The organism is Dolosigranulum pigrum ATCC 51524 (genome assembly GCF_000245815.1).
Classification (GTDB): Bacteria; Bacillota; Bacilli; order Lactobacillales; family Carnobacteriaceae_A; genus Dolosigranulum; species Dolosigranulum pigrum.
Genome location: NZ_JH601103.1, coordinates 459322 through 472935 on the forward strand (window position 1 = coordinate 459322; position 13614 = coordinate 472935).

A 13614-nucleotide genomic window follows, 5' to 3' on the forward strand; every position below is an offset into this window, starting at 1 on the left:
TATTAACGTATTATTCTAGCATTTTTTAAATAGTGATATGATACATGTAAATGGTTTATTGATAGGAATGTATCGTTCTTGCTGTCCACCTAAAATAGTTTTCAACTGTTTGGTTGTTAATTTTTTCATCACAGTTCCTCCTCTCTATTATTCAATAAAATCATATCATAGTCAATCTATCTAGTCACCAAAATTCCGCGAATTGGCTAACATCATTCTCTGAACAGGGGACAAAAATTTAATTTTACTGTTTAAGGACTCAAATCCACCAATTCACGAAAAATGGAAGGATTATAATTTTTTATTGTTATACTAATATTAACGAAGGGGGAATCGTAATGAAAAAACTTACAAATCGTAAATTAGGATTAACGGTTGGAGGATCTTATTCAAGTGCATGTAAACGCGTGTGGAACGCAAAACCTGGTGATATTACAATCGCACTGTACTGTCCATTGCCTAAAGTTAAGTAATATACTTATTAGAAAGGAGCATGTAGATAATGAAACAACCTATAATAGATGTGAAACATTTATCAAAGAATTTCAAGGATAATATTGCTCTCGATAATATCAATTTTCAAGTAAAAAAAGGAGATATATTTGGATTTTTAGGCCCATCAGGTGCCGGAAAAACAACAACAATTAACCTATTAACCGGTCAACTGAAGCCTAGTGCAGGAGACTTGTATATTCTAGATAAACTTGTCTCAGAATTTTCTCGGAATGACTTAGCAAATATTGGAATTGTTAGCGATCAAAGTGGTTATTATAAAGAACTATCACTCTATGATAACTTAGTCTTATTCGCAAAAATTCATAATACTTCCCTTGATTACTTAGAAGAATTACTGAGTTATGTTCAATTATCAGAGGATAAAAATAAGTTAGCTAAAGACTTATCTACGGGAATGAAGCAACGCATGTTATTGGTTCGAGCTCTTTTAAATAAACCTAAATTATTATTTTTAGATGAACCGACAAGTGGACTAGACCCCACAACATCTCAAAAAATTCATCATCTTTTACTAGAATTAAAGAATCAAGGAACAACCATCTTTTTAACAACCCATGATATGAATGAAGCACATAAGTTATGTGATCAACTGGTATTACTCCACAAAGGTAGTATTATTGAATCAGGTTCACCTCAAGGTATAATTCAAGCACATTATAGCCAAAAACAAGTAGAAATCAGATACAAAGGAGAGCGATTAATTATACAGTTAGCAGAACTTGAACAGTACTTGAATCATTTAAGCGATATCGAAAGTATACATACCTGTGAACCTACTTTAGAAGAAGTTTTTATTAAACTGACAGGAGATGAATTGACTGATGACTAATATATGGACACTGTTTTGGTTGAGAACTAAACAATATTTAGCCAATAAAGAGTTGCTAATTCAAATACTATTACCTTATGGGTTTGTCACACTATATAGTAAATTAATGAATATCAAAGGACAAGATGGTTTACCGCTTTTATTTATGTTTATTGCAATGTCTTTCAGTATTGGCATAGGTATCCCAATTGCGACTATTGTATCAAAAGAGAAAGAAGAAAATAATTTAAAATCGTTATTCCTAGCAGGGGTTAGTCATATAGAATATATAATTGGTTCTATTATTTATCCCTTTTTGTTAACGCTAATGACTATTTTTATACTCCCCTTAATTACGCAAACAAATATTTTGGATATAACACATTTAGGAGCGTATCTTGGCGTTATGTTGTTAACATCTATAAATATTGTGCTATTAAATTCTGCGATAGCTATGTTAGCAGATACTCAGGCTAAGGCAAAAGTGTATGGGTTCCCAATAATGTTTCTTATTATGATGCTACCTATTCTATCACATACAAGTGATTATATTGAATTAATTGGAAAATACAGTTTCATGGGTAGTTATATACATTTTTTTAATAATATTGAAACATTTCATTTGATTAGTGCAGATATATTGAGTGTAATTGTTTGGTTAGTAGGATTATTAATACTTAATGCCATTATTTTTAATCACAACCATTAATATTTAATTATTGAAAGGATGAGAAAGTATGAGTGATAAAGAAAAAGTGTTGAATGGCTATATGTTCTGTGCAATATTAGCACTTAACATACTCTGGTTTTTATTAAACTATTCACTTTCATCATTTGACTTTTGGGGAACAGTTTTCTCATTAAATTCGTATATAAGTATCGTAGTGATTGTTGGCTACGCATCTATGCTTATTTCTGCTAAGAAAAAGGCGAGATTGATAGTTACTGGATAAAAGACACTCAGGATAAAGACAAATAAAATATAATGGGAAGAAAGGAAGTATATTGATGAAATTTTATGAAGATAATAAAAAATTAATACACATTATCATAGGTGTATTGATATTTCTAGCATTTTTTGGAGCATTTGGTACTATTTATGACTATGGGAAAGACTTTGGCAGAAATTTATATCATTTTTTCACCTAATGATTGAATATTGTAATCAAAAAAGAAAGACTTCACCGCTAGTGATTAAATCTAATTAATCCCTATTGGTGAAGTCTTGTTTATTCAGGTAAACCGTTCAATTATTATCATGTAAGAATCTATCACCATTCGCATGAATGAAGTACCTAGAGCCACTGCGTCAGTGCTTGCCCCACCTTTATGCCAACGTGGTAAATTCCCTGTATTAAGCCTGGAGCGAAAAACAATACAATCAGCCATTTTAACGGTTCTTTATAGTGTTCAATAAAATCTTTCATAATATCTATCCTTTCCTTTCATCCGTATAACCTACAAGAATGCTACCAATAAACTAGGAATTATTTTTTCCTATTATGGTGTTGGATAAATTTGACTATATAAAATGCATACCCTAAATAAATTGGCATAGCCATTATCATCCATTTCAACAAAGGAATTTTCGCCATACTTATCATCCACAAGGCAATTATTTGAAGTACTATTGATATGATTAAGAAAGATTTTTTGTATATTAGATAATCCATCATATAACCCCCTTATTTAAGCGTCAAATAGAATCTACCAGTCAATTTTATAAAATACAAAAGATAATACTATTCTTCACGAAATGATGACACCATCCTCCGAGAATTTCATCATAAATAGCCACATCAATTGCTAGTATCTTCCAAGATGAACGGTGCAATATCTAATGACTCATACTATTGCCTGAATTGAAGAAGCATTTCTTCTCTACTACATCCACTATACCAGATATTTAACAAATCATTGGAATATTTCGTGAATCGGTGGATTTGAGTCCGTGAATAGGGAAACACTGGTAAATTTTCTTGTTCAAGGACTGATTTGTCGCCTTTTAACGGTCAATGACAGAATCACACCACCAAACCCATAAGCGAACAATTCACACAACATGCGTGGGAGAAGGACGGATTTTGTGAAAAAATCTAGTTGCTACTCCTAGATACTGGTAGCTTTTTGGAACTAGGACAGCTCGGGAGAACAGTCCATTTTTAGAATAGTGCATCTGACAGATATTGTGTAACATTGATTTTTGTGCAACTAAAAGAGCCTACTCATTAAACCCGAATAGACTCTGTTTTAAATCTGTTTTTTAAAAGTTTCACGATAATTTTACAACTTGCATTGTCCCATAAGTATTTCGACCCTTATATCAATAAGGACAGTTCATCTACAACCTTTTGTTCTTCCTTAATCTTTTTATTTTATCTCTCAAAATAGAATTTTCTTTTTTAAGATTTCGAATCTGCTTCCTTTGTAAATAGATTAAACTAAACAATATAAGTACTAATATAATATTTAAAGCTTCCGTATCCATCAATCTCCCACATCCCTTATCGAAGACAATGTTCATAGACACCAGTCACCCCAGTTAGCGTCCCTAAAATAGATCCTAAAGTAACAACATAATTTTTAATGGTTGTTATCAAAAATTGTAGCATTAATAATCCTATTAACCAAACAATTACACTCTATATATCTGTACTCATTAATTGAATCTCTGAATAAAAAATTCATTATATTTCCCTGTTCACGGACTGATTTGTTGCATTTCACGAAGAATCGAGGAACTGTAATTTTTTTATGCTACAATGAGATTGTAAAAGGATATATGAAAAGTGGAGGTGACATAATATGACAATTACTGGAAAAATGGTGGCACGGTTTGTCTGTATCAGCAGCATTATTATAATCTGTGCACTAGAACTATACAATTTTCTCACTAATCAACCCTTCAATTGGGTAAGTTTCATAGGGCTGTCTGTCTGTGCCCTCGTGTTAGTGATACTTAAGAATACTGAACAAATGAACCAATAACTTACTATATAACAACTTAAACAGCCCCTTACATCATGGTCTTTGAACCTTGCTGTAAAGCAGTCTTATGTTCAGTAGTCATGACATTGAGGGCTGGTTGTTTTATTTTGTTTCTTTATTTTAATAACACCCATATACTATTGACCATGTATAATGCCCCACGTATAATTACCGCAGTGAAAAAAGATTTCTTAGACATTTCCCTTCTATACAATAATCCCGCAAAAAATAATAGACCTAACACGGAATTAAGGATGATCGTTAGCTCCGAAGATAAATCAATATATTCTTGTGTAAACAATGTGGCTACACTTACTAATGTATCTCCAAGCAGCAAAGAGTATTTGACTTGTTGATTCACTTCCCCGGATAAGTTAACAAGAGAAAGGCCTGTCGTTAGTATAAGGTAATTTACCAGATAAATCACCACTGCAAAAACTGTCCCAATAAGTACCAAAAAAATATTAAGCTGAAAATTTGACATGTCCAACTCGGTTCTTACCGAAATTATGACATCTTGATATTGTGTATTTATCTGCTGTATTATTACCAAATTAAATGCCACTAAGTAAGGGACAAAAATCAATAAATCATCTTTCCAAGCTTTCATATAATCTCTCCTGCTCTATATATAATCTTGACACCTCAATATCTTGAAAAATATCACTGTGACTCACAAAAATTACTATTGTATTTAGGTCCACTAATTTCTGAAAGCTCTCTCTAATAATGGTCAATGAAGACTTATCTATACCACTTAGTGTTTCATCTAAAATTACCAAATCCCAGTATTGATACTGAAATAATAAAGTACATCCCACTTTCAACTGCATCCCCAAAGATGCATCACTTGCTAAAGTTGCTAACTGCTCCCCACGGTACAATTTCTGAATGAACTCTTTATCTGGTGTTAATTGATGAAAGTGATGTAGCAAGTTAATATTATCTTCAATCGTCAAAAATGGATAAACAATAGGTACTTCTGAGAGATACAATACATTGATATCTTTATTCTCGATTATATGAGGCGATTCTACTCCAGCTAAAGAAGTTAAAAAAACACTCTTCCCTGCGCCATTTTCGCCAATCAATTGATAAATATTAGGTCTAAGAATTAAGTTAGGAATCTGACAAGAAAAATTACCTCTAGAAATTACATTTTCCTGTACATGTAGATCAGTCATAAATTCACTCCTTCCAAAATATTTTACACATAGTGACTTATCCATATTGCTAGTATAATCAGTATACTTGTGAGAAATTGGAAAAATATTTGTCCACTACGACTCTTTACTTTAAATAGACGTTCTTGCAAATAATAATATTCAACCGCACAAATTGCTTGTACGACCAATATTATCCCTCCTACCAATAATTGTCCTAGAAGTATACTTACAATAATTGTCATCAACATGAATGGGATTGTCGTATAATAAATATCTGAATATCTAAACCGTCTGATAAACGGTGCTTTAGATAACTTATAAAAATAATACGGCTTAATAGCTTGCGCCATCATATTTAATTTATAATCTAACAACAGTTCATGTCGTAAAACTTGATGCATAATAATTAAAAAAAGATAAATAGAATTTCCCGTTATTACAGTCACACCTATGACTACAACCATACTCCATAATTTTTCAGCAATTTCTTGTGGTGGAAGATGAAGAATATATTTAATAACCATACTTTTTGTACGAACAGTACTTCTCTTCTGGTAATCATTGATATCGTAAATGGAAAATAATCTAGTTACGTTCACAAACATATAAGTAATTAAAAAACAGGAGATCCCTACGAATAAGCTTGATAGATACACATCATTGAAAATATTTGCTACTATCATCATAACAATAATAAAACCACTGATTAGATGTTTATACAATACATGCGATATAAATATATGAAACATATAGAGAATATTGCCGACTATGACTAAAAGTTGTAATGTGAATAACGGCAAATTACTGCTAACCATCAATAAAACTAATATAGATAAAGCTGGAAAATAAACAATTACTGGATTATAAGCAAATAAATTAAATAACATATATTTCCACAATACACGATTAGATGTTTTGAAATGATTTACTGTATGACTATAGAACATTTCAGAAATAAGAGGCGCATTATATTGAGTTATTAGCACAAACACTAAAAAAGAAATAGAAACAGATAATCTGCCACCAATAAATGAATACATCAAATAAACACTCATCGATAATAGCAATCCTACAGACAAATGAATGATTACTTCATTGTCTTTCCACCATTTGGGATAATTTAATCGTGCTAGCTTATAAATCTGTTGTAACTCTTTCATAAGGCTCCTCCTTTCTTTTTATTTTACCACGCTGCAATAAATAATTATAAGCCATAGTATCTGTGCGAAAATGAATTTATATCACTAATCATTGTGTTTTTGTTCCCGAACTAGCATTATTGCTAATAAATTCAAAGCTATTATAAACATTAAGATTTTTTCTAGTTCATAAAATTCAGGCCACATATAGCTAACCACTGCAAGCACAAATAATAAAGAAAAAAATGTAATATATAATATATTTTTTTTCATCCCTGTCATTCCTTTCACAAAAACACTTTTTTTGCTTTATTCTAAAAAATCACTAATATTACTCTAGAATTTGCAACCAACTCCCTGATTATTTTTATTACTGAAACAATCAAATCTTCATTCCATAAATATTTTAACTATATTCTCTGTTTATTCTAATGCTTGTTGATGCAATTTTTCAATTGTTTCCCCACTACCGTTTTATTTCACAAATTTTCTCTAGACATCTTGATCCTCTACCTATCTAATAAATGCGTTACCAAATAATAGCATGATTTCCACTCTTAAAACAAAAACTTCCTAAATGATTAACTTATTTGCCTAAACGGTTTTCTAAATAAAAAAAATTCTAGATAATTTATTTTCTATTACTGTTCTCTTGTCCTGTATATATTTTCTAAGTAAAAACGACTCACAGACTCATTGAAATCTGCTATAATAATAAAAAAGGAGGCGTTAAATGGAGAAGATAATGAGCAAGATTTTATCAATTAGTACGTTATTTCAAAGTGTCGAAGTTCATGGAAACATTCCCCATGAGAGTTATGAGCATCGTATTGTACTTCTTTGCGTTGATGAAGATATCTCTGATCCCCAACTATATCAAAAAATTTACGATACACTGGAAGAAGAATCTTATGAAACGGCTGATGGAGTGATTGTTCAGTGGCGACTCCAGAAAATTTTAGATATATTTGAACTCATTGATGCATTACCGGTGCAATCCACTGATTTTCCCATTGAAGTTTACAGTCGTTATTTCTTCGATGACGGAACATTGCAAGATGTTTTAGATAAATATTTTTCTGATTTCGTCTGGGAAGACAACTATTTAAACAATATTTAAAATGTTTAAATATACACTACTAAAAGCGCTGCTCCTGAACTACTCAGGAGCAACACTTTTAGTTTTTTTATTTAGTCATGATATCCCTTGTGATCTAGCGATTTCTGATTGGTTACTAATTTAGCAAAGATCATGCGGCCAGAATTGGTCTGCAGGGAGCTGGTAACAACGACATGTTGGCTACTGCCGATGTGTCGTTGGCCGCCTTCAACGACGACCATCGTGCCATCATCAAGATAGGCCACACCTTGATCATGTTCGGTTCCTTTTTTGACAATATTGACTTTCATCTGTTCGCCTGGAATGACAGCTGGTTGCATAACGCTGGCCAATTCATTAACATTTAGGACTTTGACATTTTGGAATTGGGCAACTTTGTTCAAGTTGAAGTCGTTAGTGATCACGACACCGTGTAATTCCTTCGCTAAGTGAAGTAGCTTCAAGTCAACTTCTTCGGTCTCATGCAAGTCTTGGTCGTTCATCTCTACTTGGATCGCTTCATCACTCTGGAGTTCGTTCAAGATATCCAAGCCGCGACGCCCACGCGTACGCTTCAAGCTATCCGCAGAATCGGCAATATGTTGCAATTCACGTAAGACGTGCTTGCTGACGACTAATGTTCCTTCCATGAAACCCGTACGGACCACATCGAGAATCCGACCATCAATAATCGTACTTGTATCTAATATCTTGTACTTATAGAACCCCTCTGCGACTTCTTTGTCCACGATATTGGTATGTTCTTGTTGGCTACGGAAGATGGCGGTCAATTCCCGGTGACGGCTACTTCCGACATAGAAGCCCAAGTATCCCAGCAAGGCGGCGATCACGAAGGGCAAGTAGTTGCTAATAATAGGAATATTGAATGATTGCAGTGAGAAGCTAATCAACCATGAAATGATCAGTCCGAACACCAGCCCAATGCTCCCAAATAATAAATAAGATAATTGCAGTTTCGAAAATATATGGGTAACTTTATTCAAGCTGCGTTCGATTGGTTTATGGGTGAATAATCCCGCCAAATAGCCAATCACACCGCCGAGAATCGCTCCAATCCAATCAAATGTAATCGGAATTTTAAACGGCAACGTCACGAATTGCATAATTTCTGGTAAGGTATTGTACCCGATACTACCTAGGACAAAAACCCAGATCATAATAATAATTTTACTCATAACATCCTCCTTTTTATTTTTCTGTTACATTATTACGTGCAAACGATTAGTTAAATGTTCGCTTCATTACTTCTGAGACAGTGGTACAGCCGATGACTTCGATACCGTCAGGATGCGTCCAGCCGTCTATATTATTCTTGGGAATAAAGACACGTTTGAAGCCTAACTTAGCCGCTTCCGTAGCCCGTGCTTCAATTTTAGAGACCCGTCGAATTTCGCCAGTTAAGCCAATCTCTCCGATAAAGCAGTCCGTGGCTTGGGTTTCTTTTTCCTTATAGCTGGAGACGATGCTCATCGCGATACTTAAGTCAATCGCCGGCTCATCTAACTTCACTCCACCTGCTGCCTTCAAGTAGGCATCATAATTTTGTAATAAAAGCCCTGCTCGCTTCTCCAATACAGCCATGATTAAGGAGACGCGCGAGTAATCCAGGCCGCTTGCTGTTCGCTTGGCATGACCAAAGGCAGTCGGGGCAATGAGCGACTGAATCTCTACTAAAATCGGACGCGTTCCCTCCATTGCAGCGACAACGGCTGAGCCATTCGTCCCCGCCAGCCGCTCTTCTAAGAATAGCTGACTCGGATTATGCACTTCTTTTAGTCCATCTTCATTCATCTCGAAGATACCAATTTCGTTAGTCGAACCGAACCGATTCTTCACGGCGCGCAAGACTCGGAACGTATGATGTTGTTCCCCTTCGAAGTAAAGCACGGTATCCACCATATGCTCTAACATACGTGGCCCCGCAATCGAGCCTTCCTTCGTTACGTGACCGACAATGAAGATCCCGATATCATTCGTCTTCGCGAGCTGCATCAAGGTGGCTGTCGATTCACGCACTTGCGATACACTACCGGATGCACTATCAATATTTGGATGGTGCATCGTCTGAATCGAATCCACAATAACAAAGTCCGGTCGCAACTTCTGAATCGCATCTTGAATATAACTCAAATCGGTCTCCGCATATAAGTAAAAGTTCGCCCCGACAACTTCTAAGCGTTCCGCTCGCATCTTAATTTGACTAGCACTCTCTTCCCCCGAAACGTAGAGCACCTTCGCCCCTTGATTATTCAAGAAAGCTGAGATCTGAAGCAACAGGGTGGACTTCCCAATGCCGGGATCTCCTCCGATCAAGACAAGTGATCCCGGGACAATCCCGCCTCCCAGCACACGGTTGAACTCACTGAAAGGGACTGTCACACGATCTTCACGCTCTACTTCTACCTCTGTAATTAAGGTCGGTGTCGCTCTCTCCCCCGTTAAGGAGACCCTTTTGCGGTTATCTTTTTGGTCTTCGTCCGCTGCTTTTGGCGCTTCTACGAAGGAATCCCACGCCCCGCAAGATGGACATCTTCCCAAATACTTCGGAGATTCAATCCCACACTCGTTGCACATGAAATTTACTTTTTTCTTCGCCATGAATTTATGCTCCTTTCAGTTAGTCTACTCCCTGCCGATTATCAGCGCTGATTTATCGTCCGCTTGAGCCGAAGCCGCCACTCCGTCGATTCAGTTCTGCTCCTTGTTCATCCGAGACAGTCTTATACGGTGTGAAGATTCCTTGCGCAATGCGGTCGCCCTTCTTCACTGTATAGTCTGTTCGTCCGTAATTGATCAGTTGGACAAAAATTTCGCCTTCATTGCTTTCATTACCATAATAATCTGCATCGATAACACCGATTCCGTTCGGTAACACTAAGCCGCGCTTCATCGGGTTACTGGAGCGATTCGCCAACAATAGATATTCATCATCTGGCATGAAGGCTTTCACCCCTGTTGGAACGAGAACTGAGCCAAGATGGTCCTGACTAGCTAATGGTAGCTCCCCTGCGACTTGTGCGGCTGACACATCATCGACAGCTAAGAGAGCCTTCCAAATTGTTGGAATGACCGTATCTTCTGCTGCTTCGATATCATATCCTGCTGAAGCAGTGGTTGCCCGTTTCGGTAAGTTAATTCCCTCGTCTTGATAGCGACTAACGACTTCAAATCCACGTTTTTTTGTCATGGTATCATTCCTTTATTTCATTTTGTGTTCGTTTATTTCTCTACTAGATTGGCACTCTATATATGTAGAAAAGCTGAGGAATAATCCCTCAGCCTCCTATTTTACCGTGAAAAATATGTGGGTTCAACTATTGCGATTACTTGATGACTTTCTCTGTCTCTGGATCGAAGAAGTGTCCTTTTGATAACTCGAAGGCCACCGTCATCTTGTCACCCGCTTGAATTTCTTCACGCGCATCCACACGTGCAATAAATTCTTTATCTGCGATGTTACAGTAGACCATCGTTTCAGCCCCAAGTAACTCCGCAACTGATACATCAATGTCTACCGTCGCTTCTGGTAAAGCATCAATTACCACTTGATCGCTCTTAATATCTTCTGGACGAATACCGAAGATTAATTCATCTCCATCATTGTAGCCGCGTTCTTTCAATAACTTGAGCTTACCATCTGGAATCTGGATATCAATTCCACCACCTTGTTCAACGATGCGGTTTCCTTTTAAGTTAACGTTGAAGAAGTTCATAGCAGGTGAGCCGATGAATCCACCGACGAAGACATTCACTGGATGGTCATAGACTTCTTTCGGTGAACCAACTTGTTGAATAAATCCATCGTTCAAGATAACAATTCGGTCGGCCATTGTCATCGCTTCTGTTTGGTCGTGGGTAACGTAGATAGAAGTGGTCTCTAATTGACGGTGCAACTTCGCAATCTCAGCACGCATCGCCACACGCAACTTAGCATCCAAGTTAGAAAGTGGCTCATCCATTAAGAAGACTTTGGCATCTCGGACAATCGCACGTCCCAAGGCAACACGTTGGCGCTGACCTCCTGATAGAGCAGCTGGTTTACGGTCCAATAATTTGCTAAGACCGAGAATTTCAGCCGCTTCTTCTACACGACGTTTAATTTCTTGTTTATCGAATTTACGCAATTTTAACCCGAAGCCCATGTTATCAAAAACAGTCATGTGTGGGTAAAGCGCGTAGTTCTGGAATACCATCGCAATATCACGATCTTTTGGTGCCACGTTGTTGACGAGTTCGTCTCCGATGTAGAGTTCTCCACTTGTGATTTCTTCCAGTCCAGCAATCATACGAAGTGTTGTAGATTTACCACAACCAGATGGTCCAACGAAAACGATAAACTCACGATCTTTAATATCTAAGTTGAATTCTTGCAATGAATACGCATCGTTTCCTTCGTATTTTTTGTACATGTCGTTAATTTTAATACCAACCATTGTATCATTCCTTTAATTATATTTCTACCGGGCACTGCCAGCAGTTGCTCTCTTACTTCTCTTATAGTATATCAACTAACCGTTTTCAATACTATGTCATTTTGCATGAAAACGATTGTACACTTTTCCTAAACGCTGAGATAATCTGTTCATTCTGCCTAAAATATACTGGACAGTCCGTTAGTATTTACGAATCAGCTTTTTCATAGTACAATGAACGGTGTAAAGCTATTAATTCTTGTCACTAAAAGACCATAAAGAATAAAGGAGACTAACAATGCAATTAACAATTACAGAGACAGCACGCCAATGGTTCGAAGAGTCTTATCCATTAGAAGAGGGCGAGAGCATTCGCTTCTTCGGTAAGTTATACGGCAAAACGGATGTCCACGATGGGTTCTCAGTCGGGATGAAGATAGATAATCCCGCTGAACACGACTTGTTAGCGAAACTAGAAGAGAACGGCCGTACTTACTTTGCGTCTAAAGATGACGACTGGTTCTTCGCCCGATATGACTTAGAAGTTGACTTCGATACTGAACGCGAAGCCCCAATCTACAACTTCACCGAAAGAGAAACTGACGCCTAGTTCATCTGATACAGTTCTTCAATGTGAACAATATTGTCCGTTAAAGATAACTAAAAAAACCTCACCCTATATAGTGCTCTCTCATCTCAATGGCACTACAAAAACGGGTGAAGTTTTTTTCTATATAGTAGGTAACATGGCAATTAAGGCATTCAATCCATATGCTGGCCCTTCTTGACGTGCTGAATGGAGTGTAGGATCTGTAACGGTTGACGCTCGACAAATATCAAGCTGGCTCGACTGAAACCCTAACTGGCGCAAAATAGCGACATTAGCATCCACCATACTTAAGCGGTACTTATCTCCTTGGGGCTGAAAATATTGCTCACGACTCCCCACTGAAGCAAATGCGTCGTAAACTTCTGGACCGACTTCATAATGCGCTTGATCAATAGATGGACCAACGTAGACTAATATATCAGATAATACACAACCGAAGTCACGTGTCATCCGTTCTACCGCATTCGCTGCAATGTGCTGAACTGTGCCACGCCAGCCAGAATGCACACAAGCCAGTACCTGCTTCACCGGGTCATAGAAGACAAGCGGTGTACAGTCAGCGAACTTAATCATCAGTGCCACACCGGGTTTGTCCGTTATTAATCCATCTGTCTCTGAAAACTGCCGACCAATAATGAATGACTCTCCACTCATCCCATCGGCATAAGCAATCTGATTCCCATGACATTGTTCACCCGAATAGATCATATCAGGTAATTCGCCGAGCACTGCCAATGCCCGTCTAACATCTCTGGCCAAGTGCTCCTGTTGTGTCTGATATCTAAAGTTATACGGTCGCCCGAAGACTTGATGAGTCACTCCGGCCTGCGATAATAAGCTTGATTTCATAACTTC

At 36.9% G+C, this 13614-nt stretch carries 17 protein-coding genes; 7 read left to right on the plus strand and 10 right to left on the minus strand.

Annotated features, from left to right (window positions below; all coding sequences use genetic code 11):
* Positions 1-15: 15 nt before the first annotated feature.
* Positions 16-129 carry a bacteriocin gene (locus HMPREF9703_RS08705; RefSeq protein WP_004635181.1) on the minus strand — a complete coding sequence of 38 codons (114 nt, stop codon included), beginning with the start codon at positions 127-129 and terminating at the stop codon, positions 16-18.
* 209 nt (positions 130-338) lie between these two features.
* On the opposite strand from HMPREF9703_RS08705, the gene HMPREF9703_RS09195 reads away from it, so the two are divergent.
* The 5 genes from HMPREF9703_RS09195 to HMPREF9703_RS08875 are packed head-to-tail and all read left to right on the plus strand — an operon-like array spanning position 339 to position 2473.
* Positions 339-473: a hypothetical protein gene (locus HMPREF9703_RS09195; protein WP_004635182.1), complete on the plus strand. Its 135-nt coding sequence runs from the start codon at positions 339-341 to the stop codon at positions 471-473.
* Between the two features lie 29 nt (positions 474-502).
* The gene (locus HMPREF9703_RS02140) at positions 503-1345 is read left to right on the plus strand and encodes an ABC transporter ATP-binding protein (RefSeq protein ID WP_004635184.1); all 843 of its coding nucleotides are present in this window, start codon (positions 503-505) and stop codon (positions 1343-1345) included.
* A complete protein-coding gene (locus HMPREF9703_RS02145; RefSeq protein ID WP_004635186.1) occupies positions 1338-2033 on the plus strand; it encodes an ABC transporter permease in 696 nt (231 codons plus the stop codon). The genes HMPREF9703_RS02140 and HMPREF9703_RS02145 overlap by 8 nt, the downstream gene beginning before the upstream one ends.
* Positions 2034-2061: 28 nt before the next feature.
* Entirely contained in the window at positions 2062-2277 is a 216-nt protein-coding gene (locus HMPREF9703_RS02150) for a hypothetical protein (protein ID WP_004635188.1), read from the plus strand.
* Between the two features lie 55 nt (positions 2278-2332).
* Positions 2333-2473, plus strand: coding sequence for a hypothetical protein (locus HMPREF9703_RS08875; RefSeq protein ID WP_004635190.1), 141 nt, complete (start codon positions 2333-2335; stop codon positions 2471-2473).
* A 146-nt stretch (positions 2474-2619) separates the two neighbouring features.
* Here the strand turns inward: HMPREF9703_RS08875 and HMPREF9703_RS09200 are convergent, their stop codons facing one another.
* The 4 genes from HMPREF9703_RS09200 to HMPREF9703_RS02180 all read right to left on the minus strand — a co-directional run bounded on the left by HMPREF9703_RS09200 (position 2620) and on the right by HMPREF9703_RS02180 (position 6638).
* Entirely contained in the window at positions 2620-2751 is a 132-nt protein-coding gene (locus HMPREF9703_RS09200; protein WP_004635191.1) for a hypothetical protein, read from the minus strand.
* 1676 nt (positions 2752-4427) lie between these two features.
* Entirely contained in the window at positions 4428-4922 is a 495-nt protein-coding gene (locus HMPREF9703_RS02170; protein WP_004635195.1) for a hypothetical protein, read from the minus strand.
* On the minus strand, positions 4903-5496 hold the full coding sequence (locus HMPREF9703_RS02175) for an ATP-binding cassette domain-containing protein (RefSeq protein WP_004635196.1): 594 nt from the start codon (positions 5494-5496) through the stop codon (positions 4903-4905). Before HMPREF9703_RS02175 ends, HMPREF9703_RS02170 begins: the two co-directional genes overlap by 20 nt.
* A gap of 23 nt (positions 5497-5519) precedes the next feature.
* Positions 5520-6638, minus strand: coding sequence for a hypothetical protein (locus HMPREF9703_RS02180; protein ID WP_004635199.1), 1119 nt, complete (start codon positions 6636-6638; stop codon positions 5520-5522).
* A 712-nt stretch (positions 6639-7350) separates the two neighbouring features.
* Here HMPREF9703_RS02180 and HMPREF9703_RS02185 point away from each other — a divergent pair.
* The gene (locus HMPREF9703_RS02185) at positions 7351-7737 is read left to right on the plus strand and encodes a hypothetical protein (protein WP_004635204.1); all 387 of its coding nucleotides are present in this window, start codon (positions 7351-7353) and stop codon (positions 7735-7737) included.
* Positions 7738-7808: 71 nt separating this feature from the next.
* On the opposite strand, the gene HMPREF9703_RS02190 is transcribed toward HMPREF9703_RS02185, so the two are convergent.
* The 4 genes from HMPREF9703_RS02190 to HMPREF9703_RS02205 form a co-directional block, all read right to left on the minus strand.
* Positions 7809-8912 (minus strand): PIN/TRAM domain-containing protein, encoded by a 1104-nt coding sequence (locus HMPREF9703_RS02190; protein WP_004635206.1) that lies wholly within the window; start codon positions 8910-8912, stop codon positions 7809-7811.
* Between the two features lie 46 nt (positions 8913-8958).
* A complete protein-coding gene (gene radA / locus HMPREF9703_RS02195) occupies positions 8959-10335 on the minus strand; it encodes a DNA repair protein RadA (protein WP_004635208.1) in 1377 nt (458 codons plus the stop codon).
* 52 nt (positions 10336-10387) lie between these two features.
* The gene (locus HMPREF9703_RS02200; RefSeq protein WP_004635210.1) at positions 10388-10924 is read right to left on the minus strand and encodes a dCTP deaminase/dUTPase family protein; all 537 of its coding nucleotides are present in this window, start codon (positions 10922-10924) and stop codon (positions 10388-10390) included.
* 136 nt (positions 10925-11060) lie between these two features.
* Positions 11061-12170, minus strand: coding sequence for an ABC transporter ATP-binding protein (locus tag HMPREF9703_RS02205; protein WP_004635212.1), 1110 nt, complete (start codon positions 12168-12170; stop codon positions 11061-11063).
* 277 nt (positions 12171-12447) lie between these two features.
* Between HMPREF9703_RS02205 and HMPREF9703_RS02210 the strand changes: the two genes are divergently transcribed.
* A complete protein-coding gene (locus tag HMPREF9703_RS02210) occupies positions 12448-12759 on the plus strand; it encodes a HesB/YadR/YfhF family protein (protein WP_004635215.1) in 312 nt (103 codons plus the stop codon).
* Between the two features lie 120 nt (positions 12760-12879).
* Here HMPREF9703_RS02210 and pgeF read toward each other — a convergent pair whose 3' ends face one another.
* Positions 12880-13608: a peptidoglycan editing factor PgeF gene (pgeF, locus tag HMPREF9703_RS02215; protein WP_004635217.1), complete on the minus strand. Its 729-nt coding sequence runs from the start codon at positions 13606-13608 to the stop codon at positions 12880-12882.
* Positions 13609-13614: the final 6 nt, after the last annotated feature.

Bases quoted from the DNA above. Each gene is read 5' to 3' on its own strand.
- HMPREF9703_RS09200 (WP_004635191.1), bottom strand. From the start codon at position 2,751: ATGAAAGATTTTATTGAACACTATAAAGAACCGTTAAAATGGCTGATT.
- HMPREF9703_RS02180 (WP_004635199.1), bottom strand. From the start codon at position 6,638: ATGAAAGAGTTACAACAGATTTATAAGCTAGCACGATTAAATTATCCC.
- HMPREF9703_RS02170 (WP_004635195.1), bottom strand. From the start codon at position 4,922: ATGAAAGCTTGGAAAGATGATTTATTGATTTTTGTCCCTTACTTAGTG.
- HMPREF9703_RS08705 (WP_004635181.1), bottom strand. From the start codon at position 129: ATGAAAAAATTAACAACCAAACAGTTGAAAACTATTTTAGGTGGACAG.
- HMPREF9703_RS02140 (WP_004635184.1), top strand. From the start codon at position 503: ATGAAACAACCTATAATAGATGTGAAACATTTATCAAAGAATTTCAAG.
- radA (WP_004635208.1), bottom strand. From the start codon at position 10,335: ATGGCGAAGAAAAAAGTAAATTTCATGTGCAACGAGTGTGGGATTGAA.
- HMPREF9703_RS02190 (WP_004635206.1), bottom strand. From the start codon at position 8,912: ATGAGTAAAATTATTATTATGATCTGGGTTTTTGTCCTAGGTAGTATC.
- HMPREF9703_RS02145 (WP_004635186.1), top strand. From the start codon at position 1,338: ATGACTAATATATGGACACTGTTTTGGTTGAGAACTAAACAATATTTA.
- pgeF (WP_004635217.1), bottom strand. From the start codon at position 13,608: ATGAAATCAAGCTTATTATCGCAGGCCGGAGTGACTCATCAAGTCTTC.
- HMPREF9703_RS02205 (WP_004635212.1), bottom strand. From the start codon at position 12,170: ATGGTTGGTATTAAAATTAACGACATGTACAAAAAATACGAAGGAAAC.
- HMPREF9703_RS02185 (WP_004635204.1), top strand. From the start codon at position 7,351: ATGGAGAAGATAATGAGCAAGATTTTATCAATTAGTACGTTATTTCAA.
- HMPREF9703_RS02150 (WP_004635188.1), top strand. From the start codon at position 2,062: ATGAGTGATAAAGAAAAAGTGTTGAATGGCTATATGTTCTGTGCAATA.
- HMPREF9703_RS02200 (WP_004635210.1), bottom strand. From the start codon at position 10,924: ATGACAAAAAAACGTGGATTTGAAGTCGTTAGTCGCTATCAAGACGAG.
- HMPREF9703_RS02210 (WP_004635215.1), top strand. From the start codon at position 12,448: ATGCAATTAACAATTACAGAGACAGCACGCCAATGGTTCGAAGAGTCT.
- HMPREF9703_RS08875 (WP_004635190.1), top strand. From the start codon at position 2,333: ATGAAATTTTATGAAGATAATAAAAAATTAATACACATTATCATAGGT.
- HMPREF9703_RS02175 (WP_004635196.1), bottom strand. From the start codon at position 5,496: ATGACTGATCTACATGTACAGGAAAATGTAATTTCTAGAGGTAATTTT.
- HMPREF9703_RS09195 (WP_004635182.1), top strand. From the start codon at position 339: ATGAAAAAACTTACAAATCGTAAATTAGGATTAACGGTTGGAGGATCT.